Here is a 26,356-nt window from a genome sequence, read left to right on the forward strand (position 1 = left end):
TAGACTGAAAGAATTCCTGTGACCAAAATCATTTCCACCCATTCCTATCGCGGCGGCACCGGCAAATCGAACGTGACGGCGAACATCGCTGCGAGCCTTGCCCTGCGCGGCCACAAGGTCGGGATCGTGGACACGGATATCCAGTCACCGGGCATTCACACGCTCTTTCATGTCGATCTGAACACGGTGACGCATACGCTCAACAACTATCTGTGGGGCTACTGCGGTATCAAGGACACCGTTCTGGACATCACAGACGGTGTCAAAGGACCGGACGGCGAGCCGTCGATAACCGGGCCGGGCAAGGTCTTCTTCATTCCCTCCTCGATCAAGACCGGGGACATCGCGCGGATCGTGAAGGAGATGTATGATGTGGAAGCCCTCAATCGCGGGTTCATGGAATTCTGCGATACCATGGATCTCGATTATCTTCTGATCGATACCCATCCGGGCGTGAACGAAGAGACCCTGCTGTCCATAGCGATCTCCGACACGCTATTGTTGATCTTGCGTCCGGATATTCAGGACTATCAAGGGACCGCGGTGACACTGGAGCTTGCCCGCAAGCTGGAAGTGCCGCAGTTGTTTTTGGTGGTCAACAAGGCCCTGGAAACCTTCGACTTCCAGGATCTGTCCCAGCGGATCTTCTCAAATTACCGGACACCTGTTGCAGCAGTCCTGCCGCTCTCGACCGACCTTATTCAGATCGGCAGCACCGGGCTCATCCGCACCCTGCACCCGGACCATGCATTCACCCGGTCGATCGAGACGATTGCGGACTCAATTGAATGATCCAAATTATGGATTAATCGAAGAGTGCAGCCCGGAACTCACGGACATCTGCTAGCCGGTCTTCGCGCTTGAATGCCAAGGCTTTCTCAAGAGCCTGCCATACGTCGGCATCCAGCCCTTCCAAAGGCTCAGGCACCATGTTTTCCCGGGCAGCCTGATCCGAGCCTTTCAATGAGAACGGATGGCGACCCGCAAGAACCTGATAGGCGATGCAGCCAAGCGCGAACACATCATCGCGCGGATCCCGCGGTGCCTTTTGAAACATTTCCGGACTTGCGTAGGACGCGGTCAATGCGCTGCCGAGGCCATTATCGGCCATGTCAGCGGTCGTAACGGCTGCGAGACCGAAGTCGAGCAATTTGACCACATTGTTATCGAGAACAAAGATGTTCCCCGGCTTCAAGTCGGAATGGACGACATTCTGGCTGTGGGCATAAATGAGACCGTCGCAGATCCCTTGCAAGATCGGCAAGGCTTCCTTTGCGGGCAGCGAATGGCCCAGCGCTGCGGATAGCTTCCGGTCGAGTGTGGTCCCGCGCAACAGTTCCATCACGATAAAGACCTCACCGCCGTCCCGGTCGAAATCATAGATCGTGGCAATGTTGGGATGCGCGAGCGCCTGCGCCTTGCGGGCCTCCGCCTCCAGCTGGCGCAAGGCGCCCGTATCGGACCGGATCTCATCGGTCAGAAGTTTCAGCGCCACATATGGCTCGTCGTGCCCAGCCTCCAAGCGGCGCCGGTCGACGGCGGCATAAACGACGCCCATGGCACCGCGGCCAACCTCCCGGTCGAGCACAAACCGGTCGCGCAATAGTGTCCCCACGCCCGCCCGCTCTGCTCCGGCGCCCGCGAGCGAGTTCAGATCGGCCGCCCCTCCTGACTGACCGGCTGCCGCCTTACGGGCATTCGTGCGCAGGCGCGCACTTGTGTAGCCTGTCAGAAACTGGTCGAGTTTCCCCGATTGCGCTTCGCCAGCAGTTTGATCGCCGCCGCCGGTCCGCGCTTTCCGGAAATCCTTGAACCCGTCGACGATCGACCCGAGGACAACATCATCGACCTTGTTGCGCATGTCATCGCCCGCCTGTGCCGGCGGGTCAGTCAGATAGGGCAAGGGAGGCAGGTACGGCGATTGCCCGGGAGGCTTTGACTGAGCCGTTGAAGACGCCCGACCGATCACGCCATTGGGGATAGTCGGTTCATCCAGATCGTCTTCGGCCGCAGGGTTTGCGGTTCCGCTCGCGATTGCAGCCGGGTCTGTGGGCGCTGCCGGTCCATCGGAGCCGTTTGACCCGCCGCCTGGGGGCAGTTGTGTCCGAATAATCTGGGCAAGGTCGTTGGGCAGACGCCCGCTTTCAACAGCTTGTCCGAGGGTTGCATGAACGTCGGCCGCATGTGAATCAGAGCGATGAAACACCTCCTTCAGCCCGTGAAGAAGCGCATCGTAGGACAAGCGGCCGGACACAAAGGCTTTGACCAGTGAATCGGGACCTTCACCAGCGGCATCCTGTTTTTTCGCGCTAAACCCAAAGAGTTTCAGACTGCGGTGTCTCCTGATGGCCCGACCACTGTCAGAAGCCAGCCGGACGGGTAATGTTGTAGCGGTTCAGCTTTTCAATAATGGTGCGCCTGCTTACTTTCAGTAAACGCGCCGCATTGGTTTTATTCCAACCAGCTTCCCGCATTTTTGCCTCGATGACCAGTGCTTCATACTGGCCAACAATGGTTTTCAAATCCCCCTCCGGGATCCCGCTCGGCATCGGCGCTGCACCGCCATTCATGGGCCCCGTCAGCTCCAGGGGCAGGTGCTCCAGCTGAATGGGATAACCGGCTTCCGCCATCAAGCGGGCCCGGTCCAAAATGTTCTTTAGTTCGCGGACATTGCCGGGATAGCTCCAGCACAACAGCGCGTCGATCGCGTCGGCTGACACGATCGGTACGGCCGTTCCCGCTTTGGCAGCGCCTTTTTTCAGGAAATGATCAATGAGTTTTGGGATATCAGAGGGACGTTCCCGCAAGGGCGGCAAACTGATCGGAAAGACGTTCAGGCGGTAAAACAGATCCTTCCGAAATTCGCCTTCCGCGATTTTTTCTTCCAGATTGACGTTTGTCGCCCCGACGATTCTGACATCGACATGTTCAGTTTTTGTCGCTCCAACCCGCCGGACTTCGCCTTCCTGCAGCAAACGCAGGACCTTCGCCTGTAACGCGAGTGGCATGTCACCGATTTCGTCGAGGAACAGCGTACCCTTGTGTGCCTCATGTGCGAGGCCTGCCTTGTCCGTTTGCGCGCCTGTAAACGCCCCTTTGACGTGTCCAAAAAGCTCACTTTCAAGAAGCGCTTCGGGGAGCGCCGCGCAGTTCTGCACGACAAATGCCTGGTCCGACCGGTCACTGGACTGATGGATGAAACTTGCCATCATTTCCTTGCCGGTCCCTGTTTCCCCGCGCACCAGGATCGGGACATCGGAATTGGCTGCCTTGCCAATCAGGTTGATGGCCTTTTCGATCGGCGGGCTGTCTCCAACGAGCCCTTGTGGTTTCTGCTTTTTGACCGGAGCCGGCTGCGCCTTGTCTTTCGTCAGCTGGCGCGGCAGCTCCTTCATGTAGCGATCGAACTGTTTCTTGAGGCGCGTGTTTTCCTCATGCATGCGCGTGTTCCAGATGCAGATCCCCGCATGGATGGACAGTGCTTTGAGCTGCTTCAGAACTTCGTCGCCGATAGCCCCGGTTTGGCCCTCCGCATTGCGTGGGTTGATCAGCTGGAAGATGCCGATGGACCGGTCCCTTAGAACCGTCATCGGCACAATGACCAAGGACTGTGTTTTGGTTCCACACAGCCGGTCATCTTCCTCGATGCGGGAAAAGTCGTATCCGACCGCTGAGGTGATGTCGGCGATGTTGATTACGGTGCCGGTGGAGACGACGAGCGCGGCTGGAGCCTGCAAGTTCGGCATCATGTCATCGCCGTAGATGGAAACACGCTCGCCTGTTGCCGCGGTGGCGACAACACCATGATACCGGGACGCCGTGCGGTGCAAATGCTGCCCCAGCGTGTCGAGGGTATAGATCGACCCGCCCTCGGCGCGCGAAATCTTGAGCGCCGAATCCAGCACGAGCTCCAGAACAGTTTCCACCTGCTCAGCTCCCGCCAGCGCCTCGGTCAAATCCAACAGGTCATCGAGTATCATTCGGTTTCCGCCTGCACAGATGTGAACTCGTCCCCCGGGCAGCAGTATGCCCGCCCGGAGGCAATTTGTGTTCATGTTTGCAGGCGGCGCCTTTGCCAGCCTGTCTTTGCAAGGTCATCAGCTCAGGCTGTAGGTAAAGTGGCCCGGCTCGCCAACATCAATGGTCGCTTTGGTAAAGTCTGTTCCATCGCCCCCCATTTTTGTCAAAAGCTCGGTGGAAAGCTCCGGTAAGATCGTGCGGTTGACGATGTGGTCGATGTTCCGGGCACCGGTTTCAACTTCCGTGCAGCGCGCGGCGATCGATTTGACGACCTCGTCGGAATAGACCAGTTCCATCTTCTGGTTTTCACGCAAGCGTTTGCCGACCTTGTTCAATTTCAACCGGACAATCTTTTCAAGCGGCTCACCGATCAGCGGGTAGAACGGTACGATCTGCATCCGCGCCAGAAGCGCCGGTTTGAAATGCGCGCTCAGGATCGGGCGGCAGGCCGCCACCAGCTCATCGACATCCGGCTTTTCCGGAAGCGAACCCATCTCGGTCAGAACATCTGTGGCCAGGTTGCTGGTCAGGACAACAATCGTGTTCTTGAAGTCGATCTGGCGGCCTTCCCCGTCCGACAAAACACCCTTGTCGAACACTTGGTAGAAGAGGTTCATCACCTCAAGGTCCGCTTTTTCAACTTCATCCAGAAGCACGACAGAATAGGGCCGCTGGCGGACAGCTTCGGTTAGGACACCGCCCTCGCCATAGCCGACATAGCCCGGAGGAGATCCAACGAGCTTCGATACGGTGTGCTTTTCCTGGAACTCCGACATATTGATGGAAATCAGGAAGCGCTCACCGCCGAACAGCTGGTCCGCGATTGCCGTTGCCAATTCGGTTTTACCAACACCTGATGGGCCGACGAACAGGAAGACGCCCATCGGCGCATCAGGGTTCTGAACCCCGGCCTTTGCAGTCCGCAAGGCTTCATCGACAGCCTGAATGGCGTGGTCTTGACCGATCACCCGCGCCTGGAGGTTCTGGGAGAGCTTCAGGACTGAGTCAGCTTCGTTTTCAACCATGCGTCCGAGCGGCACACCGGTCCAATCGGAAATCACCTGACCAATGGCTTCTTCGGTGACTTCAAACGACACAAGCGGATCACCGTCCTGGGCTTCTTTCAGGTCCTTGGCGATTTCTGCGTACTTCGCCTTCATGGCTTCGATGTCAACTGGGTCATCGGCTGCGGCTGCCTCGTCGCCGTCGCCTGCATCGGCCTCCGCATCATCGGAGGTCTCGTCGCCCGCTTCGCTGGACGCCTCTTCCTCTGCGGCCGGCTCGTCCCCCTCAAGGCTGAGGCCGAGGTCATGGCGGAGTTTCAGGATCTGATTGACGAGATCCAGCTCCTTTTGCCAACGGGCCGTCAGCTCAGCGATTTCCGCTTCGACTGTCTTGATCTCAGCGTCGATCTCTTCAACTTGCGGATCATCGGGCGCAAAATCGGCCTGCGAATCCCGGGTCAATGATCCGAGCGCCCGGTTCAACTCACCTAGCCGCTTCTCCTTCAGCTCGATCACGAACGGCTTCGATGACAAGGACAGCTTCACGCGCGCACAGGCGGTGTCCAACACATCCACAGCCTTGTCCGGCAGCTGCCGGCCAGAAATGTAGCGCGCGGAGAGTTTTGCTGCGGCTACAACGGCATTGTCGCGAATGTAGACGCCGTGGTTCTTTTCATAAGCACTGCGCAGGCCGCGCATGATCGTGATTGCTTGTTCCGGGCTTGGCTCGTCCAGCTTCACCAGCTGGAACCGGCGCTCCAGTGCCGGATCCTTTTCGAAATACTTTTTGTATTCGCTCCAGGTCGTCGCCGCGACCGTGCGCAATTCGCCGCGTGCCAAAGCCGGTTTCAAAAGGTTTGCAGCGTCCGCACCACCGGCAGAGCCTCCTGCACCAATCAGCATATGCGCTTCATCGATAAACAGGATGATCGGTTTCGGCGACGATTTGACTTCGTCAATGATGCCCTTCAAGCGGTTTTCGAATTCGCCCTTCACACCGGCGCCGGCCTGCAGCATGCCGAGGTCCAGGCCGATCAGCTCAACATTCTTGAGCATGTCCGGCACATCGCCCTCGGCGATCTTTACCGCAAGCCCCTCGACCACCGCGGTCTTACCGACACCAGGTTCACCGACACAGATCGGGTTGTTTTTCCGGCGGCGTCCAAGAACGTCGATCATCTGCTGAATTTCGCGATCCCGGCAGAACACCTGATCAATCTTGCCCTCACGGGCAGCCTGAGTGAAGTTCGTGCAGAAGCGGGCGAGCGCGCTGTCCGGGCTCATTCCAGGCGCGACTGACGGCGCCTTGTCGTCTCCACCAGGTGCTGCGGTCAGGCCTGCAGTGGTTTCCTCGGAATTCCCGATGATGTCGGAGAAGTCCTTTTTGAACCCGGCAAACGAGATGTCTTCCATGTATTGCAGCCAGCGGTCATCGCCGTAACGGTTCGGCTGGGCGAAGATTGTGGCCAGAAGGCTGCCGGAGCGGACCTGATCCAGGTCCAGCTCAACGGAGCTCACCAGCCACGCATCGGAAATGAGTTCGACCAGGAGCGGGGAAAACACCGGACGGCCCTGATTGCCGGTCTTCATACTTTCAAGGACGCTTTGAAGCCCCTTGCGCATGACAGCAGGATCAATCTCGAAGTGTCTCAGCGCACTTTGAACGTCATGCTGGCTGTCTTCCACAAAGACGTGCAGCACATGTTCAATGGAGACTTCATAGTGCCCGCGTGTCACCGCCAGGCCTGCAGCAGCTTCGAGTGAGCGTTTCGAATAGGCGTTCAGACGGCCGATGAGGCGGCGAAGATCAAGGTCGAGCACGGTGAGCAACCCCCAAAATTATGCACGGACGTGCATTGTTCCCAACTGTTAGCGGCCTTTAATGACAGGCGTGTCATAAGAACGCTTCAAGCTTACGCAAAGAGACGTTTCCCGCACAATGCGGAATGAGCTGAATTAATCGTACAAACGTTAAAAAGAATGCCGCCCCGTTTCCGAAGCGGCATTCCATCAACAATTCTATGCTGACACCGAAATCAGGTGACCGGAGCGCGCCAGTCGTCAGAAGCGGATGTGCCGGCCTTCTCGTGTGTCCACTCCGCCTTGCGGTAAGTGAAGGACCACTGCTCCTGATCGCCACGGGACGAGTTCGCATCATCCAGAACATCCGGCAAAATGGTCTTGCCTTCAACCAGGACCGCGTCGGTGTATTTGATCGTGTAGTAGTGCTCCTGGACGCCAGAAGTCGATGTACGCCAGAAGTTGATGGTGATCTCCAGGGATTCACCGGTGGCCAAAGCCTGCCACATCAGCGGAGACGCCTTGTCCAGCGGCTTGATGATGGTTGTCGGCTGGTGGCGGCGGGTGCCGATGGCGGTACCGGAGTTCGGGTCACGCGGAACAATTGCGTTGCTCTCGAACTTATAGACCAGGGACTCGCTCTCGTGGCCTTCCTGCCAGTTGTTGCCGATGGAATCAGCCGTCGTTGCATCTGCGGTGATGTCCCCTTGGGTGGAACCGCTGATCGACATGTATGCTACGTTTGCCATTTTTCCGTCTCCCGTATGTGAGCTTTCGAAATTCCGGTAGGAGGATGTTCGCCTCCAACGCCCTACACATCGCAAGCAGCGTGCCAAATCGGAGGTTTGTCAAATTTTTTCATATTTATCAATATCTTATGCTCGATATTTTCCGATTTAAGAGAGTGTTAAACTGTGCAGAAAACTGCACAGTACCGGACCTGGTGTGCAATTCTCTGCACATTCTCCTTGTGATTTGCGTCACATTCCGCGCGCTGTTTTACGGCCTGCTTCCAATTCGCACGCGACACGCTCTTTGAAATCATTCACTTTTTCCAAAAAACGTTAGAGCACTCTCAATCCAGATGTGCAGATATTAGACAATTGACCCAAGGTAGCCGGTCCCTCACCTTGCTTGGAAAGGACCTGTATGAATGTGATGATATTGTAACTTTTGCGGGACACTGTCTGCGTCCTATAGATTACAGGCTCCTATCGATCGAATGGCCCTTCATTCGATGAAGTAACAAACGCAACGGAGAAGGCCTTTGCCAGCTATCATTAAACCATCCCGGGTTTCGGTAGCGCACCAAACGGACCCCACGAAGGACGGAGCTCTGACCACAGTGTCGGCTTATGCTCTGTTTGACTTCGAGGAGCCCGGCCGGCTTTTGACCGAGCAAGCGCTTTGGCCAATGGTGACGGAGCAAATGCCCAACGGTGCCATCTTCGACAAGGGCCAACTGAAGCCCAAGGGCGAAGTGATTATTGCAGGCAATGCGCTATCACCGACAGACGCCCCGATTGAAGGCATCCGTGTCTCTGTTCGGTTTGACCGGTTTCATAAAGAGCTCGCCGTTTTCGGCGATCGCGTTTGGCAGCTGACGGACCAGGGCGTGCAAATGAGCCGGCCGGTTCCGTTCCTCAAAATGCCGATTGGCGAAGCGCAGGCCTTTGGCGGCCCGAACTACGCACCGAATGCGCGTGGCAAAGGACACGGGGCAAGGAGCATTCTGGAGGCCGGGTATGATGCGCCGCTTCCGAATGTTGAAGATCCCGCAAGGCTGATCAAGGCGCCGGATGACCAACCCGTTCCAGCTCATTTCGGACCAATCGCAGCGGATGACGCCGCGCGCCTGAAGTATCTCGGCACGTATGATCAGCATTGGATCGACCATATCTCGCCACTAAAACCGGATGACTTCAATCCGCTCTATCACTGCGAGGCACCAGAGGATCAACGGTTCGATGGTTTCTTTGAAGGCGGGGAAACATTTGCGATCACCGGCATGTCGCGCGGTGAGGCATCCGTTGGCGGACAACTGCCGCGCCTGACCGCCCGGTGCTTTTACAAGCTGACCGATGCAAATGAGCTCATCGAGACAACGATGCGCTGCGATACCGTCATGATTTTTCCGAATGTTCAAAAGGCCGTTCTGACATTCCGTGGCCTATTGCGTGGCACAGACCGGTTTGCAGAAGACATTGCGGCCATCATGGTTGGCCTGGAAGAGACGGATGCCGTCAGCCGGGATGCTGCCTACTACGCTGATGTCTATCAGAAACGGACATCAAAAGACGAAGCACACAAATATGCGCTGGCCGACTATCAGTTGATGCCGGATGTCGATCCGGCAATCCTCAGCGCCAAGCGCGAAGCCAAACTGGAAAAAGCTGCGGCCGACCGGCAGAAGTTCATGGACAACCAGAACTGGGCAGCGCGCAAGATGCTGGAAGATGAGGGCTTGCCGGGTGACCTCGTCCCGCCGCCCAAGTCAGACATCATCGACGATATTCCTCTGGTTGCCCAGCCCACCCCGGAAGAACTTGAAAACGGCGACCTGGATCTGGCCGCCCTTCTGGATGACGTCAAAGCGGTTGAAGACGCCCTTTTGGAAAAACGCGACCGCGAAATGGCCAAAGCAGAGCTTCAGCGGCGAGCAATTGTCGCGGCAACACCGCCCAAACTGCTGCCGCCACACGCCAAGAAACCAATTGTCGATGACGCTTTCATAGCCCGATTTTCAGATCTTGAACTCGACCCGGACTTGGCATCCGGCCTTCAGGAAGTCACAGGCCAACTGACGGCCCTGAAAGATCGCTCACCCTCCGGTCCGTTTGCGGGACTGGACGACAATCCCGACGCTGCCGGGGCATTGGATGAAACGTTGGCGGGCATCTTCGGCGAACCGGAAGCCCCATCGGAAGAGGACATCGAGCTCGCGTATACCAAGGCGGTTGCCCGGGCGATGAAGCAGCCGGAAGGCAGCATTCTTGCGGATGCCCGCAAGGCCATAGACGAAATGGACTTGTCCCAGCTAGAGGGCTTGGACGAGGCCATGAAACCGCCAGCAGACGCCATTGACGACCAGTTCAGTGCGATGATCGGGGAGCTGGCCGAAGCCACGCCTGCGCCCGCAGCAAAACAATCATCGTTCAAAGACCTCTTGGCGAGTCAACCAGATGACATGCCGATGGACGACCTGACTGCCGAACTGGAAGAAGGGCTGTCCAAACTCGACTCCCCCATCATTCCGAAAGACAAGCCGGGTGAGATGCTTGAAACCCTTTTGGAGCGGGTCGAGGGCATGCAAGCGGACGGACCGCAGCCGCCTGAAGGCCAAACACCGTCTGAGACGGCACTGGCCTCGGTGGCAACGGCCAAGGACCGTATGGACGAGGCGGAAGAGACCATGGAAGACTCCATGGCAACAGCCCGCCAGCAATCCCCTGCCCCGTTGTTTCCACTTGAGGCCTTGCCGGAGGGGGTTCCGATCCGTCTCGGTGCGTTTGTCACCGGAAAACTGCGCGATGGCCACGATTTCAAAGGTGCCGATCTTGCTGGCGCAGATCTGCGCGGCGTTGATTTCAGCGGCATGGATCTTTCCGGTACGTTCTTTGAGCAATCAGACCTGACAGACGCCCGGTTCACCGGCTCGAACCTGACAGGTGCTGTCTTTTCCGGGGCAACGCTCACGGGCGTCGACTTTTCAGACTGCGACATGACTCGCGCCAACCTGAACAAGGCAAGCGCACAGGAACTGGCGCTTGACCGGGCAAAACTGCATGACCTCCTGATCATTCAGTCGGACTTGTCCGGCTCGACAGGCACCGGGGCAGATCTTGAGAAGGTGCGCCTGATTGAATCCAACATCAACGACATGCAGCTCAAGCAAAGCCGGATCACCGATTGTCAGATCCTGACCGGATCGGCGGACGGATTTAAAGCGACAAGCTCCAAATTGCTCCGGACCATGTTCGTGACCCTATCCATGAAGGGCCTGGACTTAAGCGACAGCGACCTGGAACGCATTGGCTTTATGGAAGTGAAGGCACCGGGGATGCGCGCGATCAACGGCAAATGGTTGTCCGTTGGTATCATGGGCGCAAGCGATCTGACCGGCTCGCGCTTTGACGGACTTCGTGCGACCGAGAGCTCGTTCAACACGGCCGAAATGCCCGAGTGCTGTTTTTTGAGGGCGAGCGGGACCGCTTGTTTCTTCAACGCATGTAACCTGGAAGCCAATGATTTCAGGTTGTCTTCATTCCGCAACTCGCTGTTCGGCCGGTCCAATTTTGCGGGCAGTGATTTCTTCGGGGCCAATCTTTTTGCCGCTGCGCTCACCGGTGTCGATCTTCGGCGCTGCTCGATGCGGGCTGCCAATCTCTTCGCTGCAGACTTGCTTGAGGCCAAACTCGCCAGCTGCGATTTCTCCGGCGCCAACCTTGGCATGACACTTCTGGAGCAACCGACCCATGCCTAAGATGCCGGACAGAAAACCGATCACGTTCGAAGATGTCATGGCGTTCCACGCCCATGAACAACCGATCATGCTCCGCATCGCCTCGGGAATGTCCTTCGCAAACATGAACCTTGCCGGGATTAGGTTTATCGAGTGCGACTTGACCGGGTGCGACTTTTCCGGAGCAACCCTAACGGATGCCCAGATTGTCTCATGCACGCTCAAAGGCGCGCGTTTCAATGGCTGTAATTTGAAAAACACCCAGATCGTGTCCTGCGACATGGACGCGTCGGAAATGCGCGACACGTATATTGAGCGCGCACAGATCGTTGCCGGGAACGCCAGCAACTGCAACTTTTCGGGCAGCACGTTCGATCAGGTGTCCTTTGCGCAGCCGGACCTTATGGATGCCGACTTTTCCAAAGCGAGTTTCTACCGGGCGGTCGTTTTGGCATCAGACGTGACCGGCGCCAGCTTCGCAAACGCGGTTCTGTCTAACTTCATGCTGACTGATGCCGATCTGCGGCCGGTGGATATCACCGGCACTTTTATCGATATTGCCGTATTTGCTGATGCGAACCTCTCCGGGCTCGATCTTTCCGGTCAATCCTGGCAACACTGCACGTTCCACAAGGGCGAATTTAAAGGCACCAATTTGAACGGTGCCAACCTCAGCGCGTCCGTGTTTGCCGAATGTGATTTTGAAGGCGCAAGTTTGCGCGGCGTGACGGCAAATACGACCGGTTTCACGAAAAGCAAACTGGACGGCGTGGATCTCTCAGGCAGCCAGCTGACCATGGCGAACTTTGCAGGTGCCGGTCTTTCCGGAGCCCGGTTCAACAGTTCGCAATTGTTTTCAGCCGTCTTCCAGGAAGCGGATTGCCGGGCAGCACTATTTGAGCAATGCGATCTGCGTCAGGTCGAATTCTCGCATGCCGACCTGTCAGGTGCCTCTCTCTCGGCAAGCAATTTTAACCTTACGAAATTTCATGCAGCCAAGACCGAACAGACTGTGATGCTCGGCACATCCGGCAGCCGGATCGAGACCGATACTGATCGTGCGATTGCAGAATTATACAGGCCCGACAAGGTCGCCCTCGACGGCGATGGTGCGGGCCAAGGAGGGACACTCTGATGGTGTTTGTAAACTCACAAGGCCCGATCCCCGGAATGGACTTCTCGGTTCCGGATATCTACTTGCAGACAACACCGGTCGGCCCGGTCCCGATCCCGCTCTTTTCCATGGGGTTCCGGGTGACGGAAATCCCGACCTGTTTCCGCTCACTCATCATGTGCATGCCCGCGCATAATATGACAAACTTGGCACCGGTTACGGTCAGTGGGCCCGGCCCCGGCGTGGCTTCGGGGATGGTGTGTTCCAACAGCCGGAACGTGAAGGGCTCCACCAAACTTTTCCTTCAGTGCATGCCGGCAACCCGCGCACTTTTAGACCCGACAGCGCAGAACGGCGTTTCACCCAATTCTGTCGGCACCACTCTGGTACCGTCACAAATACGTCTGCTGAACCCGAGCCTTTAAACGGCGCGACGGCAGAAGAGGAGTTCAGACAATGAGCAGCGAAGCGATGCAGGGAAAAATGTCGATCACCCTGCCCGGCGTATCGAGCAGCGACGTGTATGTCGAAGCCCTTCACGGTGTTGAAGCCCTGACCGACGGGTATCGGTTCACGACTGACATCGTCTCGAAGGACCCTATCAAGCTCCCAGACATGATGGGCAAGGCCGCCACGCTCACACTGGAGATGGGCGAAGAAAAGATGCAAGCGCAGGGTGTCATTGAAGGCGCAGAGACACGCGACCCGACACCGAACCGCGAGTTCTGTTACCGCTTCGTCATTGAACCTGAACTCTCCATGCTGCGGCACAGCGCCCAAAACCAGGTGTATGGCACGGACAAGGATGTCACCGTTGTTGATATCCTGACGAGCGAGCTGAGCGATGCGAACAAGAAGAACTCGAACACCAGTTCGAGCCGCGTTCCGCGCCAGATCCAGTACGACATGCTGCCGTCCAGCGGGGATTACCCGAAACTGCATTTCGTCATGCAGTACCGGGAGCACGACCTGAATTTCCTGAAGCGCATGTGTGAGCGGTTCGGCATCTTCTTTTCCTTCGATCATTCCAGTGACAAGGAGAAGGTTGTCTTCGGCGACCGGAAAGAGCATTTCACAAAGCTCTCCGGCAAACAGATCACCGAAGAGCTGTCCTATCGCAGCAAAGAACAGGTGATGGGCACCGGCGACTTCGGCATCTGGTCGTTTAACCAGAAATTCATCACCCAAAGCGGCACAGTGGCTTTGCGGGAATATAACGAGGAAACCCCGAAGGTAGACCTGTTCGTCTCTCAACATGCCAGCTTCCCCGGCCAGGGCATCACCACCCGCTATGGTGAGCACTATGCGACCGTTTCAGAAGGCAACTTCATCGCCAAGCGGCGGGTCGAACTCGTTGAAACGGAACGCCAGCAATTCGTAGGCGAAAGCAACATTCCGCTCCTGCGCCCGGGATACTTCTTTCAGTTGAAGGACCACCCGATCCGGGATCTTGACGGTCTTTACATCGTGACCGAAGTCACCCACAGCTGCGTCAACACAACGCCGCTCGGCTTCAGTTCGGCCCACATGACACCAGAACCCTATCGCAACAGCTTTGTCTGTGTTCCGTTCGACAATGGCTTCCGGCCGTCCATTGTCACACCAAAGCCATCTATCCCGGGGTACATTTCCGCAGTGATCGACGGTGAGACCGAAGGAAAGCGCGCTGAACTCGACAGTGCTGGCCGTTACCGCGTCCGGATTCTGGACGAGGAAAGCGGCCTGTCGCAGGGCAAAGCAAGCTATGTCGTTCGGAAAATGGAACCTTATGGCGGCGGAGACGGCTACGGGTCCCACTCCACACTGTTGATCGGCACAGAGGTGTTGCTCGGCTTCCTGCACGGCGATCCGGACCGCCCGGTCATTTTGGGCGCGGTGTCGAACGGGGAGCAGGTCAACCCTGTCACGGCGACAAACCAGAATGTCGCGCACAGAACCCGGACAGCTTCCGGCATAATCATGCAGATCAGCGACGGTTCCGCGTAGGGTCTGCAAAGACCCACATTGGGAGGACATAGAATGTCTTCGGCCTATGATACGCAGATCAATTCCCTGACCGCGGCTTTGTCCGATCTGAACACCTCCCTCAGCAATGTGACGGATAGTGACGCCCTTGTCGAAGACGACACGGGCACTCACTACCAAACCACGTACACCTACTTTTATGTCCCAAGCACACCAGGTGCCGCGAATACGTCTGCGGACGACTCAGGCCTTGGCACCCTGCTGCGTCTTGGGGAATACGCCGATGTCGAACAAACCGCCTACAATGCAGGCGCTGATACCTACTCCGCGTATTTTCCGGCACAACACATCGCCGATGAATCGGGTGATGCGATCTACACAAATGCAGCTGGCGGGGGGAAAGGCATCCTCATGGCCTGCGATGGCCGGATCCTGATCCGGGGCGGCGAGAAATTCTACCTGAATCCAAAAGGTGCCATGCACATCCAGTCGGATGAAGGAGCGATCACGATCCAGTCCGGTACTGACACCAACGGCAATGAACAGGATATCAATTTGATCGCCGGCGCCAATGGACTTGGTGATCTCAACACCACTGTCAGGAAAGACACAAAGACGGTCGACGGCGAGCAATACGAGAAAGTCTCAAGTGTCTCGCGCAAATACTACGAAGCAAACAAGTATGAAATCTATCACGCGAATTCATACAAAGAGGTCCATGCCCACACCGATACACGGCATTACGGCACGTACTTCAAAATGTTCTGCGGCGGCAATATTCAGGTCAAAATCGCGGCTGAATTCATATTCAATTTAGCCTTTAGCCTCAATGTCGAGCCGATCACCAAGATTACCTTTTACTTGCTCAAGACCGATATCGGTCTGGTGAAGACAGACATCCTTGCCTGGAAAACCGAAATCAAGGAAGGTGAACTCAAGGTGCTTGGGGCGACGTTCAGATCCAAAGCCGTCAAGGTAGACACGACAGCGACGGAAGCAACCGCAACCCCTGTGAAAGCCAGCACCGGCGGCATCACTGCCGAACAGATCGCCGCAGAATGTGCGAATGTAAACGTCAAGTCCATGATATCATTGTGGGAAGCAAAGATCGCCAGCACGGCGCAGATCTGACAATCCCACCGCCAAAGAGTCGCTTATGAAAAAACAAACATCCCGCAAGGCGGACACGACAACCAAAACAGCGACACCGCCGCCCGCTCCCGGTAACGGCCTCGAAACCGGCATCGTCAAGGCGCTCCTCACAGAACAGGACGCCATGGTGACCTTGTCGGACGGTGAGCAAATCCATGCAAGCCAAGCGGCCGGTTGTCTTTTGGCGCCCGCGATCGGCGATACGGTTCTGGTTTACCGCGGTGCTGACCAGGCATTCATACTATCTGTGCTGAACCGCGACGCCGATGTATCTGCAGAAATCGGAGTTGCAGGTGCAAAGGAAGTCGCGCTGAAATCGGAGGGGCGCCTCACCGTATCCGCACCGGATGTTCACGTGAGTGCGCGGCGTATGAACGTGCTGGCGGAAAGCGTGACCCAGACCGGAAAGCAATTGATCACCAACTTCACCCGCTCAATGGAAACGCTGGTGGACAAAATGGTCAATGCCCGGACCATCACGACGACTGCGCAAAGCCGCAGCAGCTCGGTCAAAGAGACTGAAACGCTCAAGGCCGGTATTCTGGTTCAGAATATTGACAGCGTCGCCACTCAGAACAGCGACATCTCAATGATTACGGCGGAAGAAGATGTCCGGTTTGATGCCAAACGCGTCAGCGTGGGCTAAAGTGCTGTTCGGAATAGCAGATTGCGGAAATTGAATGCTCCTAGTTGATGATAGGCTGAAAGCGGCCAAAGACCATGCGTTGGCCGGCCGGCACGACAATGCAGCGCTCCTGTATGAGAGCGTTCTGGACGTCTCGCCGGGCCATCCGGAGGCCTTGTCCGGTCTGATTGAAACCCGTCTGGCGAACGGCGATCTGGAAGGGGCTCAAACCCTGTTGTCGAAATCGACCGCAGTCACCGGCCAGGACCCGGGCTTTCTGACACTCGCCGCAAAGATCTCAATCATCAGCCAGAAGCCAGAAGACGCTCAAAAACTGGTGGAACGAGCTCTCGCTCTTGATCCGTATCATGCTCAGGCAGCGCTCTTGAAAGCGGAGTTTTTGGCGTCAGCCGGCGCCTTGTCGGAAGCGGAAGACCTTCTGAACACCGTTCGGAGCCGAAACACCGGCGATACCGATATCCTGCTTGGCATATCGCGTCTTTATTATGCCTACGGTCTGTTCTCTCCGGCTCTGATGATCGCTCAGGAAGCCTTGAGCAATGCACAGGACGACAGCAACCTGTCAGCTTTTGTCGGCCAGATACTGACAGCGCTTGGCGACCACGGGAAAGCCACATCGTTTTTTGAAGCAGCGCATCTGAAAGAACCGACGAACCCGGAATTCATGCTGTCGCTTGCCAACAATGCTGCCGCGATCGGTCAATCGAGCGAAGCCTTGCGGATCGCCGGCCGCGCGAAGGCTCTTTTCCCGGATCTGATGCCCGCCTGGCTCAGCTACATCAAGATCAAAGCGGAACGCGGAGAAGCATTGGAAGCCTTGCGGGAGTTTGCTCCAGTCGCAAAGGGCGCCAAGGACCGAATGGAAGCAACGCTGACGCTGGGCACGGCCTATCGGCTGGCGGGAGAACCGGAAAAAGCCATACAGCTGCTGGAGCCACTGATGGCCAATGCAGCAGGCATGAAGGATGCGGTACGGGGCCGGCTCTTCAGCATTTTGCGCGATGCCTTCCTGTCGACCGGACAAATTGAAAAAGTGCCGTCAACGCTGGAACAGCCGGTCGTTGCGACCTTGAACGGCGGCCAAAGTGGGGACACAAATCCTGACGTGTTGAAGCAACGGGTCAGTGAAGCCGTCATGGTCATTGATCCCGGTCTGTCCAATCTGGAATTCATGGTGCTTGCACGCTTTCTGGACCAGGCGGACCGCGACAAATCTGCTCCGCTAGCCGGTCCTTCGACCTTGTCCCAGCTCTCCGGCTTTTTCGGATACAACAACTTTCTGCCGAACGACGCGCCGAACGGCAACGCTGAGCAACCTGCTGCTCCGGTGACCCTTCCAATTTCCCAGATCCTCGGATTGCCGAATGATCTGCGGGGTGGCGTAACCGGGCCCTGTCCGTATCTGCCGGTCAAACCAGAGCTTTTAAAGCGTTGGCAGGACGCCCTTTCTGAATTTCCGAAGCCGTGGATCGGGATCGCCTGGAACGAAGCGCAGCCCGGCCTGACACTTGATACCTTGCTGCCTGCGATACGGTCCCTGCCAGGGACTCTGGTCAGCACGGTCTGGGATCACAGCCGCAGACAATTGTCTGGTCATCAAGGCATTATTGATGCGGGCGCGCATATCAAACGCCTCGACGATCTTGCAGCCCTGCTGCACGCACTCGATTTTGTTGTGGGGCCGGACGGAATTATCCTGCATGGTGCCGGGGCTGCCGGAACACCGGGACTGGTCATCGCGCAGTACATGTCCCCATGGTATTGGTACGCCGAAACAGATCGAAGCCTTTGGTATCCGAGCATGGACGTTCTGAAGGCACCACGCTTTGGCCATTGGGCAACGCTCATCCCGGAGCTGACGGATAACATCCATGCGCGCATAGACAACCGGCTGGCGTCGACCGGCGGGCAAACGGAGTGAACATCATGAGTGCCTGGCGGCCTGCGACACAAGAGCCTGATGCCTTGCATGCCTGCATCTACGACTACCTGCGCAACCGCACGCCGCAAGTTTATCTGGACGGCAAATCGGAAGCCAAATCACTTGGACAAACAACAGAGATTATGAGCAACGGTCAGAAGCTGACGCTCGATCTCGTCGTGACGCCGGTCGGCAGCGGTCAATGGTCTTCGCGCCCTATCGTCGAGTTTGCAGTGACCGGACATGTCGCGGACCGCGCGGCGGGCTATAGTGTCGACGGACGGGTGGTGATTGATCAAAGAACCCTCGCGTTCCTGGCGATTGAGGCGACACCGACCCGCGTAAATATCAGATAACCGGAAAGGACCGGTCCATGGCTCAGGACGATGAGACCCCCACCGGCATCAAGTCGTTTTCCGTTGGCTTGGGCGATGGGACGCCGCTGCCTCAGGACAGGCAACCGCCCCCGCCCTACCGTGTTCTGATTTTTGGTGACTTCGCAACGTCCGTTGCCGGTCTTCAGGAAATCACCGGAAAGGATATCTCGGAGCTGATCAGCGAGCTCTCGCCAGCCCTGACGGTAGAGGCCCAAAACATCCTCGGGACTCTCCCGGCCACCTTGATCGAAGATGTGTCTTTCAAACGTCCGCGGGACTTCAAACCCGCTTCCGTTAGCAAGGCGCTTGAGTTTCGCACCACAATCAAGACTGCCATGGCAATGGGCGGTGTGTCCGGACTGGCCGATCATGGACAGCGGTTCGATCTGCTCTTGGACGCAGCCAAATCATTGAGTGCGCATTCAGCTCCGGAAACACCTGCATCTCGTGACGCAGCTTCCAAAACGCAGACATCCGGTTCTCCTGCTTCAGATCCGATTTCAGACGAAGACGACGGACTGGATGCTCTGTTCTCGATGGTCGAAGCACCGAAGAGATCGGCAGACAGTGAAGTCACACAGGATCTCGCCAAACACGCTGTCCAGGCGTTCCTGTCCCAGACCTCAAGCGGTGAACCGCGCAAACCGGCGCCGCCTACACCTGCACCTGCCGGCGGAGGCGCCTCTTTCGATGCAATGATCGAAGACCAGGCCGCTCTGTTCATCAAGGACCGCCGCCTGCATCAGGTTCTGGAAAACTGGCTCGCACTGCGGATGTTGCTGGCTGAATTGCCGCGCGAAAGTTCAATCCGCTTGTTCCTCGTTCAGGTCAGCGCGACAGCTGCGATCGAGGATGTTTTGACGAGCCTGGAAGAACCGGAGGGTGCGCTCGCCCATGCCGCATTCGATGTGGTTCTTGCCGCCAATGCATCCGGCCTCGCCAAGGACGGCGCCTCCAACTTCAAACGTCTGGCCACGTTAGCAGCGGAAAATGCGACGTGCCTGCTCGGCACCCTCGCCCCGGACTTTGCCGGAGAAAGCGCTGACACTGTCGGCAGCCGGGAGACGCCGCACCAAATGCTGGATCAAATCGGCTTTGAACAGTTTGCAAGCCTCCGGCAATCTGCAGCGTCGAACAGTCTTGCCTTGTTCTGGAACAAGGGGCGCCACATTGCTGATGATGACGGTCTGGCCGATGTTGGTCTGCCCGCCAGCTGGGTTGCCTTGCTGTCCATTCTCCACGCCCAAGCGGCAAACGGATGGCCCGACTTTGGTGCAGGTCAAAAACTGTCGATTGATCAACTGGAAACGGCGGAACATACCAATACCGGAAAACCGGTGGCGGACAGCGTCATGACTTTCGTCTCGCAAGACTCTGCTCTGTCACTTGCCTCAGCCGGGATCAACGTTCTGCGCGGCCAAGCCAACCGGGCAGAGGTTTATTTTGCCGGGTCTCGCACGGTCTCGGCGAGCAAGTCGGACGAGCCGAACGCAGGTGTTGCACGCGCACTTTCCATGGCCCGGCTCAACACACTGCTTCAGGTGGCTTTTTCAACGGCTCCCTCAGGTTCGAAGACGCCAGAAGAGTCTGCCAACAATCTTCAAGCCCGGCTCGACGAGATATCAGACGCTCTTTTCAATGCTGTCCAGTTTTCGGTGAGCGCAGCCCGATCTGAAGAGGACGAGGACGTCCTTGATATCGATGCTACGCTCACAGGCTCAGCTCGGGGCGACCGTTCCTTCGGGTTCAGGATCGGGATCTGAGCCGGCATTGACCTACCAACTGAGCTGCGACCGGATCCAATCGGCTGCAGATTGGCGTTGCGCGGCGAAGGACGTTACGAAATTCGTGACTTCGGGTGTCCGTCCTGCATCGTCAAATGCAAGGCCCTTCATCAAGGCTGTCCACTGCGCCGAAGAGAGATGCTCTGGCCTCTCTGGCTGAACCGATGCTTCCATGGCCTCAAGCGCGTTTTTGGGACCGAACGGCCGGCGCCCGGCAAGGCATAGGTAGACCATGACCGCCAATGAGAACACATCATCGGCCGCGCAAGGTTCGTGGCCCTCCAACCGCTGGGGCGAAGCATAACTCGGAGTAATTGCGCCGAGACGGATGAGGATCCGGATCGTGTCTTCTTCATCCTTGCGCAAGGACGGCGCAATGGGCGCGGAAATGTTGAAGTCGATCAGCTTGACCGAGCCATCGGTTTGCACAAAAACATTGCCGGGTTTCAGGTCGGAATGGATGATCCCGTTGGCATGGGCAAACTCGAGAGCCGAGCCCAAATCCTGCACCAGCCGGATCACCTGAGCGAGCTCCAGCTTGCGATCCTCCGCCTTGCGCAGGAAACTGGAGAGCGTGTCCCCTTCCAGATACTCCATCACCATGAAATGCAGGTTCTGAACGCGGTCCATGTCGTACACACGAACGATGTTGGGATGGACGAGATCCCGCAGGCGCCGCGCCTCCCGATGCATCAAGGCGACAAAATCCGGTTCTATCTCCGGTCCCGCCGTGATGATCTTCAAAGCAACATCAGCTTTCAACAATCCCGCTTTTGCCGCAACAAGATCCCGCGCCTTGAAAACCAGGGACTGCCCACCCCGGCCGATTTCCTTGATCAGCAAATACCGGTCTTTCAGTACAAGGCCCGGCACCGGGGTCATGGTTTCGGCTGTCTCCACCATCGTATCAACGGCGAGCTTATAGCCAAGATCCGTGTCTGCTTCAGCCATTGTCGTTCAGCCGCACCGTGATCAGTGTTACGTCGTCCGATGAACCACCCTCGACCGCATGAGTAACCAAACGGTCCGCGACACCCGCACTACCATCTGCAAGCGCATCTGCGATCGTTGTTTCGCTGGCCCCCTTGAACAAGCCGTCGGTGCACAGGACAAAACAGTCGCCTTTTAAGAACTCAATCACACGCCTGTCGACCAGGATTTCTTCATGCGAGCCGAGCGCGCGGGTCAGCCGCCCCAGATCATCACTATGGTCTTCAGATACAAGAAAGAGATGACCTTGGCGCAACAAATAAAGACGGCTGTCGCCGACCCACTGGCACCCGGCATATCCGTCGTGGATGATCAGGGTCAAACCGGTACATCCGCTGATGTCCGCATCCGGGTTTTCCAGATAACTGCCGTAGAGCTGGTCGTTCACACGATGAAAGGCCGCTTCGATGCGTTGGAGCCGTTCGTTCACGCCTTCGCCATCTGCAAACTCGATCACTTGCAGCTCCTCGACAAAAGCGCGGCTCGCTAGGTGACCATCCCGATGCCCTCCCATGCCGTCAGAGACAGCAAACAGAGCATGTTCGGGCTTGGACACATGATTGTCTTCATTCTGACTGTGGCGCGTGCCTTGCCGGGTGGCGGTTTCGATCTCCAGGCCTGTTCCGGTCTTTTTCTTTTCTGTGACCATGTCTTCGTTTTGCCGTTTGAGGCGCTATCTCCGTGTAATCCGGAAATAACAGCATGCTGTTTCAAGTCCGCTCACGCCAGCCCTGAGCCTCCCAATGCCCCATGAAAATTCCCCGGGCAGCGTCCGCTTCGGGCATGGCTGAGAACACACACACCTCGCTAACCCGTTCCGGCGACCCTTCATGCCACCAGTATCCCGGAGCGGGTGATCGTTTCTTCTTTTTGTCCGTCTCCGGCCAGACCAGTATGTGCGCTGGCACTTCATTCGAAGCCACCAGATCTGTCCATGGGATGCACAAGCCCGCTTCATCACTCTCAAGGTCGGGAAGCGTCATCGAAACCTTGTAGGGCGGCTCATCTATCGCAGCCCTGATGTCCGCTGAGCAATTTGTGACGCTGTTGAGCAAATGGCGCCGATTGCTTTCGCCCGCAAGGAACGTCAGCAGGTCAAGCTCCAGGCGATCCATGATTTCATCGATCTGGAAAATAATGCCGTTGCTGAATTGCTCGACATGCATCGACATCAAAACAGCCAACGGGAAGGTCCGGCCCATGGTGTCTGCGGATCCGGCAACAAGTCCAATCCAGGCACGGTCATCGAGATGATTGATTGGCAGCGCAAATCGCCAGACCGGGGCACTGAAGTAGGCGTTGTGCCAAGTCTGCGGCGCAGCGGCCGTGCATGCATGAAGCCAGTTGCTCACGATGTTTGCCCAAGCGTCGGTTACCCGCGCCGGCAATCCCTCGAAGACGAAATCTCGTTCGGCGGGGCGTTTGCCAAAAAAGCCGCAGATATGCATGCGCCCCAGCCTCCCTGGTCCATATGGTTCAAAACGTTTTCCGGCCGGTCCGCTTTAAAGAGCTGGCGGGCACCGGAAGGATGAATAGAGCCCTAGGTTGAACGGGTTCACAACGCTGCCGGCGCTCAAGGCGAAGCTGCCCTTGTAGCTGACATCAACCGTCTTGGTGCCGTTGTCGATGCGTTGTTCCTTCTTCACAACCTTTTCGACAGAGAACTCGAACCGGTCGCGGCCACGGACCCGAGACAGGCCGGAGGCACTCAACAGCCGGAAGATCGCCCAGGTGCCTTCCTTAAGGATCGTGGTCTTGGAATTGTCCAGAAGGGTGATCGACAGTTCCGCGGTGCTCGCATCCGCCTGGCTCGGCCAGCTGAAATCCTTGCCGCGTACCGGACCGTGCCGGTAAACGATCGAGTCATCGTCAATTTTCAAGGTCGAGCGCAGGGCTTCCGGGTCCAGGAAGGATGGCCGGATGGTGAACTTGGTCTCAGGACTGCTGCCGCCTTTGGCAAAGAACGCGTCCTTGATTGTCTGAGACGTGGAAATTTGGTTGAGCGTTTCCTGAGCCAAGCCCAGGCCCGCGCCTTGCGTCTGGATCGGGCTGAACTGGCGCCGGCGCACCACGATGAACGGCTTCAGATAGTCGTTGTAAAACGCATCCATGACACCGGACGGGCCGAGCAGGTCCGTGAAATCCTCCAGGCTGACGTCTTCTTGCGCATCCGGATCGAACGGATACCGCCCGGCGATGATGGACGTACAGGCTGGTACGACTTCATCTTTCCATCGGCCGTTCAGATAGAGATAGGCCGATTTGTTCAAAAGATCCCAAGTACGGTTCACGATCGAAAGGACCATCGACCGCACCGGTTCGGGTTTGGTAGACGCTTCCGCCCTCAGGGTCGTGAAGGAATCGGTGGTCGGGGTTTGCGCTCTTCCCTTGACCAAATCGTAAGCAGCTTTTGTAGGGTCCGGAGCCGTCACAACGCCGGACACGTTGCCATAAAGATCGCCGAACAGCTGCTGAACACGGTCGAGTGTCTGACTGCTCGTCGGATCGGTCAGGTTGTTCAGCGGCCGGAAGGCATTTTCGATTGCAAGTCCAGGCCAAGGCGCATCACCGAACGCGGTTTCAACGGCTGCCTTTTGAGCTGCTTCGCTGGCAGAGGCTGCGAGACTGGTTGCCGCACCTGACGAGGCTGCGGATGCGGCCTGTGTCGCTGCCTGGTTTTGTTGGGAACCAGGAAGCGGCAGCTGGGTGTTTTCGCGCAGGATATTCAGAACATTTGTGAGTGGCGAATCCGGGCTCGACAAGTCCTGCAGGACAATCTGGGCCCGGCCGAGCGAGCCTATTTCCACCACGCGGATATAGCTGATCCCTTCACGCCAAGCCTGGATGTAATCCTGCGTGTACATCCGGACGATTTCCTGGGCGAGCCGGTTGTAAGTCGTCTCACTGACACTATCCCCGAGCACCCAGTCAGACCCGATCGATGAACGGATGTATTCCGGCAGCCGGGCCAGGAAGAAGTTGTAAAAACCGTTCTTGGTGTAAAGGCCCGGGATTAGGCTACGGCCACCTGCTGTCGCACTGTCGATGAACAGCGCACCGGCCCCGAGCGAGCGCGTCAGATTGATTGGCGCAACCCGGTAACGCTGTGCGGAATCCGTCACCATGCGGTTATAGATTTCGCTTGCTTGTGGAACGCGCTGGATCCTGTCGCGGGCTTCCTGAACAATCGGCTGATCAACCGCAGTCTTTATCGGCAGAAGCTGGATCAGGTTGTTCATGTGCTCCTGCATTGCGCCCCGGTTTTCAGGGTTGAGCACGAATGCGGCTTCGTTTTGCGAGCGGAAGGCACTCCTGACCTTGTCGGCGTTGTAGTTCTGCCCGGTGGTCAGCATGAGATATGTTTCGAGCTGATCCCGCAGGAGCGCGGAATTGCTGCCCGTGGTGTTCGAGACAAGTTGGATCTGCGCTTCCAGGCGCGAGGCGATCGACGGCAAGAGATACTCGGTCAGATAAGAATCGTAGGTCTTCGTTGCAGCCGGCAACAACTTGGATTGGGACTCGATCGAAAACGGTGTGACCGTGAGCCAATTCTCCTGCTCGATCACTTCATCGCGCAGCGCCTTGGCTGCGTTGAGTGTCGGCAAAATGCTGATGAGCGAGCGGTTTTGGTCTGCCTCCGTGCGCAAAACACTCACCCGGTTGGACAGCTCTTCAACCTTCTCCGCCGTCTGCTCAGCGTGATTAAGGCCGGCGAGCCAATAGGCCGACATGCCGATCACGAAGGCACACAACGCTGCCAGACCGCCGGCGTAGAGCGCTGCCAGACGCCGCTCCAAACCGGTGTTAACGCCCACAAGGTTCTGCTCGGGAAAGACAATATTGGAGAGCAGATTCTTGATGAAATAGGATTTGCCCTGCCCGCTGAGCGGCATCTGATGAGATGGGGCCAGCTGGAAACTGCGGCCCATTGCGCCAAGCAAACGATCGAATGGCGTTCCTTCCTGAGTTCCGGACGTGAAATAGACGCCCCGCAACAAAGGCTGCGCTTCGTATCGGCTGGAGCGGAAAACATCCGCCAGAAAGCTCCGCAACACCGTAGACAGAGAGCCGAACTCATAAGGAAAGCCGTAAATGCGGCACCTGCGGCTGTTGTTCCGCTCTTCACTTAGCGTCCCCGGCAGGTCCTTTTCCAGACGCGCTACAAGATCTGTGAAACCCGCCTCAAATGCCGGTCCGACGGTGATCTGCTGCGGGTCATAGGGCAGCGTAACGCCCCAGACCTGATCCCGTTCGCGCTGCTTCAGGTCGTCGAAATACTCATCAAACCCGGCGATCAGGTCACACTTGGTGAACATGACGTAGACCGGCAGGCGCATGCCGAATGTTCGGTGAAGTTCGCGCAGGCGCTGGCGCAGAATTTCCGCCTGACGCTTCCGGCTGTCCTCGTCCGCAACGGCCACATCCTCAATGCTGATGGTCAGCAGGATACCGTTGACCGGACGCCGTCTGCGGAACTTGAGAAGCAGCTCGAGAAAACCGTTCCAAGCTGCGGCATCAACGCCCTTGTTGACGTCCTGCGTCGTGTACCGTCCGGCCGTGTCGATCATCACGGCTTCATTGGAAATCCACCAGTCACAGTTGCGCGTGCCGCCAATGCCCTGCAGCGCCTCCTGTCCATGCTCGGCGAGCGGATATTCCAGCCCGGAATTACGCAAGATCGTGGTTTTACCCGTGCCGGGCGGGCCAATGATGATGTACCAGGGCAGTTCAAACAGGAAATTCCGGCGGTGTTTGCCGTCCAGCGGGTTGTCGCGCAATTTTTGCAGGGCAGCTTCGAAGCGCTCCCGGATCAGCTCGACCTCATCGGCCGACATGTCCGTTCCCATGGACACCAATTCGTCATTGGCGAGCATGGAATTGATGAGCTTGGCATTCGCCCGGCGTGCCAGAACATGGCGCAGGAATGTAATCAGGAAGAACAGGACAAAGAGCGCGACGATTGCAATGATCCGCGGCTCGGTCTGCGCAAACGGCGTGAATCCTGCAATCGTGACGATGCCGCCGAAGAAATAGATGGCAACCGATACGATGATCAGCAGCAGGAGGATCAGCAGACTTGCCGGTCTCAAAAGGCTTGCGAAATATGTCCTGATCATACCC

The 26,356-nt window shown here is 57.2% G+C and carries 18 protein-coding genes; 10 read left to right on the plus strand and 8 right to left on the minus strand.

All coding sequences use genetic code 11. The annotated features are described in order from the left end of the window. Positions 1-18: 18 nt before the first annotated feature. Positions 19-792 (plus strand): MinD/ParA family ATP-binding protein, encoded by a 774-nt coding sequence (locus AC0J4F_RS20385; protein WP_133950687.1) that lies wholly within the window; start codon positions 19-21, stop codon positions 790-792. A gap of 13 nt (positions 793-805) precedes the next feature. On the opposite strand, the gene AC0J4F_RS20390 is transcribed toward AC0J4F_RS20385, so the two are convergent. The 4 genes from AC0J4F_RS20390 to AC0J4F_RS20405 all read right to left on the minus strand — a co-directional run bounded on the left by AC0J4F_RS20390 (position 806) and on the right by AC0J4F_RS20405 (position 7,573). Beyond that, positions 806-2,254 (minus strand): serine/threonine-protein kinase, encoded by a 1,449-nt coding sequence (locus tag AC0J4F_RS20390; RefSeq protein WP_473024499.1) that lies wholly within the window; start codon positions 2,252-2,254, stop codon positions 806-808. Positions 2,255-2,360: 106 nt separating this feature from the next. After that, a complete protein-coding gene (locus AC0J4F_RS20395) occupies positions 2,361-3,980 on the minus strand; it encodes a sigma-54-dependent Fis family transcriptional regulator (protein ID WP_473024500.1) in 1,620 nt (539 codons plus the stop codon). A 117-nt stretch (positions 3,981-4,097) separates the two neighbouring features. Then, on the minus strand, positions 4,098-6,845 hold the full coding sequence (gene tssH, locus AC0J4F_RS20400; protein ID WP_473024501.1) for a type VI secretion system ATPase TssH: 2,748 nt from the start codon (positions 6,843-6,845) through the stop codon (positions 4,098-4,100). 215 nt (positions 6,846-7,060) lie between these two features. After that, positions 7,061-7,573, minus strand: coding sequence for an Hcp family type VI secretion system effector (locus AC0J4F_RS20405; RefSeq protein WP_133950695.1), 513 nt, complete (start codon positions 7,571-7,573; stop codon positions 7,061-7,063). Between the two features lie 518 nt (positions 7,574-8,091). Here AC0J4F_RS20405 and AC0J4F_RS20410 point away from each other — a divergent pair. The 9 genes from AC0J4F_RS20410 to AC0J4F_RS20450 are packed head-to-tail and all read left to right on the plus strand — an operon-like array spanning position 8,092 to position 20,224. Next, positions 8,092-11,307, plus strand: a complete 3,216-nt coding sequence (locus AC0J4F_RS20410) for a DUF2169 family type VI secretion system accessory protein (RefSeq protein WP_473024502.1) — start codon at positions 8,092-8,094, stop codon at positions 11,305-11,307. Continuing rightward, positions 11,300-12,421 (plus strand): pentapeptide repeat-containing protein, encoded by a 1,122-nt coding sequence (locus tag AC0J4F_RS20415; RefSeq protein WP_473024503.1) that lies wholly within the window; start codon positions 11,300-11,302, stop codon positions 12,419-12,421. The genes AC0J4F_RS20410 and AC0J4F_RS20415 overlap by 8 nt, the downstream gene beginning before the upstream one ends. Further along, the gene (locus AC0J4F_RS20420; RefSeq protein WP_081450578.1) at positions 12,421-12,825 is read left to right on the plus strand and encodes a PAAR-like domain-containing protein; all 405 of its coding nucleotides are present in this window, start codon (positions 12,421-12,423) and stop codon (positions 12,823-12,825) included. Before AC0J4F_RS20415 ends, AC0J4F_RS20420 begins: the two co-directional genes overlap by 1 nt. A gap of 31 nt (positions 12,826-12,856) precedes the next feature. After that, positions 12,857-14,386, plus strand: a complete 1,530-nt coding sequence (locus AC0J4F_RS20425; protein WP_473024504.1) for a type VI secretion system Vgr family protein — start codon at positions 12,857-12,859, stop codon at positions 14,384-14,386. Between the two features lie 33 nt (positions 14,387-14,419). Next, complete coding sequence (locus AC0J4F_RS20430) at positions 14,420-15,496, plus strand: hypothetical protein (protein ID WP_473024506.1); 1,077 nt, start codon at positions 14,420-14,422, stop codon at positions 15,494-15,496. 25 nt (positions 15,497-15,521) lie between these two features. Further along, the gene (locus AC0J4F_RS20435) at positions 15,522-16,163 is read left to right on the plus strand and encodes a DUF3540 domain-containing protein (RefSeq protein WP_473024507.1); all 642 of its coding nucleotides are present in this window, start codon (positions 15,522-15,524) and stop codon (positions 16,161-16,163) included. Positions 16,164-16,197: 34 nt separating this feature from the next. Then, a complete protein-coding gene (locus tag AC0J4F_RS20440; RefSeq protein WP_473024508.1) occupies positions 16,198-18,084 on the plus strand; it encodes a tetratricopeptide repeat protein in 1,887 nt (628 codons plus the stop codon). A 5-nt stretch (positions 18,085-18,089) separates the two neighbouring features. Then, positions 18,090-18,440, plus strand: coding sequence for a hypothetical protein (locus AC0J4F_RS20445; RefSeq protein ID WP_473024509.1), 351 nt, complete (start codon positions 18,090-18,092; stop codon positions 18,438-18,440). A gap of 17 nt (positions 18,441-18,457) precedes the next feature. Next, the gene (locus tag AC0J4F_RS20450) at positions 18,458-20,224 is read left to right on the plus strand and encodes a hypothetical protein (protein WP_473024511.1); all 1,767 of its coding nucleotides are present in this window, start codon (positions 18,458-18,460) and stop codon (positions 20,222-20,224) included. Positions 20,225-20,236: 12 nt separating this feature from the next. Here AC0J4F_RS20450 and AC0J4F_RS20455 read toward each other — a convergent pair whose 3' ends face one another. From AC0J4F_RS20455 to tssM, 4 genes are all read right to left on the minus strand, one after another. Beyond that, positions 20,237-21,196 (minus strand): serine/threonine-protein kinase, encoded by a 960-nt coding sequence (locus AC0J4F_RS20455; protein ID WP_473024512.1) that lies wholly within the window; start codon positions 21,194-21,196, stop codon positions 20,237-20,239. Continuing rightward, entirely contained in the window at positions 21,189-21,884 is a 696-nt protein-coding gene (locus tag AC0J4F_RS20460) for a PP2C family protein-serine/threonine phosphatase (protein ID WP_133950715.1), read from the minus strand. Before AC0J4F_RS20460 ends, AC0J4F_RS20455 begins: the two co-directional genes overlap by 8 nt. Positions 21,885-21,945: 61 nt before the next feature. Next, entirely contained in the window at positions 21,946-22,683 is a 738-nt protein-coding gene (gene tagF / locus AC0J4F_RS20465; RefSeq protein WP_473024513.1) for a type VI secretion system-associated protein TagF, read from the minus strand. 54 nt (positions 22,684-22,737) lie between these two features. Further along, entirely contained in the window at positions 22,738-26,352 is a 3,615-nt protein-coding gene (gene tssM, locus AC0J4F_RS20470; RefSeq protein WP_473024515.1) for a type VI secretion system membrane subunit TssM, read from the minus strand. Between the last annotated feature and the right edge of the window lie 4 nt (positions 26,353-26,356).

This window comes from Roseibium sp. R5 (assembly GCF_055755305.1).